The organism is Blautia sp. BCRC 81119 (assembly GCF_003184505.1).
Lineage (GTDB): Bacteria > Bacillota > Clostridia > Lachnospirales > Lachnospiraceae > Blautia_A > Blautia_A fusiformis.
Map to the genome: position 1 here is coordinate 1 of NZ_QJHD01000065.1, position 902 is coordinate 902.

1 protein-coding gene is annotated in these 902 nt (G+C 38.9%); it reads left to right on the forward strand.

Annotated features, from left to right (window positions below; genetic code table 11):
- Positions 1-209: 209 nt before the first annotated feature.
- Positions 210-902: transposase (locus DMI82_RS19510; protein WP_146207195.1), on the forward strand; the 693-nt coding region annotated here is incomplete at its 3' end.

Sequence of the window (902 nt, forward strand, 5' to 3'; positions counted from 1 at the left end):
CTATAAATGAGCAAGTTCGTGATTTTGCATAAAAGAAAGACACCTCGATTCCATGTGTTGTATAATGAAAGTGCCAAAACAAACATTTGCAACATTTACGAAAGAAGGTGTCTCTCGCAAATACTATACATCATTCCTCATTCATATACAACCAGTTTAAAAAATTAAACTTATGCAAATTTTATTCGAACCGAGTAATAAACCATCTTATGAGTATCCTAATCAGTATTTTCATTTCAGGATATCATGGAAAAACCACGGACTTTGCTAAAAACAGTTCCTGCCACAGAACTACGATTGCCCATTTCCTCAATTCCGGAAAATGGGATGATTCCTTACTTTCAGATACGTTAAAATGCTCTGTCATTGAGATTATTTATTCAGAAGCAGCACGCACCGGAAAACCTGTTCTCTGTATTGTGGACGATACGATTGCTTCAAAGACAAAGCCTTCGTCACAGGCTTTACATCCGATTGAAGATGCGTATTTTCACCAATCCCATTTAAAGGGAAAACCGGATTACGGGCATCAGGCAGTTGCTGTTATGCTTTCCTGCAATGGCATTGTTCTGAACTATGCTTTTGTAATGTACAATAAGTCAATTTCCAAGATTGACATTGTACAAAGCATTGCAAAGGAGCTGCCTGTTCCACCGGTAATGTCCTATTTTCTTTGCGACTGCTGGTATGTTTCTGAAAAGATAATCAATACCTTTGCACAGAGAGGGTTCCATACCATCGGTGCTTTGAAAACAAACCGTTTGCTGTATCCATCGGGAATGAAAAAGAAACTTCGTGAACTGGCCGCCGAATTGTCTGTTACACATCGTGAATTTGACCTTGTGACAGTCAAAAAACGAAACTATTATGTGTACCGGTACGAGGGAAACCTCAACGGCATA